The organism is Rhodococcus sp. KB6, from assembly GCF_001445685.1.
Taxonomy (GTDB): Bacteria; Actinomycetota; Actinomycetes; order Mycobacteriales; family Mycobacteriaceae; genus Rhodococcus_F; species Rhodococcus_F qingshengii.
The window spans coordinates 1-244 of sequence record NZ_LNAK01000096.1 but is presented as its reverse complement, the minus strand read 5'-3'; the positions used below and the strand labels follow the sequence as shown (position 1 = coordinate 244).

Below are 244 nucleotides of genomic sequence, written 5' to 3'. Positions count from 1 at the left end.
TACCCACAACTCATCCCCTCAGTTTTCAACCTAAGTGGGTTCGGTCCTCCACGACGTCTTACCGTCGCTTCAACCTGGCCATGGGTAGATCACTCCGCTTCGGGTCTAGAGCATGCCACTACGATCGCCCTATTCGGACTCGCTTTCGCTACGGCTACCCCACACGGGTTAACCTCGCGACATGCCACTAACTCGCAGGCTCATTCTTCAAAAGGCACGCCATCACCCCCAGCAGTAAACTGCT

The 244-nt window shown here is 55.7% G+C and carries 1 rRNA gene; it reads right to left on the bottom strand.

The annotated features are described in order from the left end of the window. Window positions 1-244: ribosomal RNA gene (locus tag ASU23_RS33360) — 23S ribosomal RNA — on the bottom strand; the annotation flags it as partial.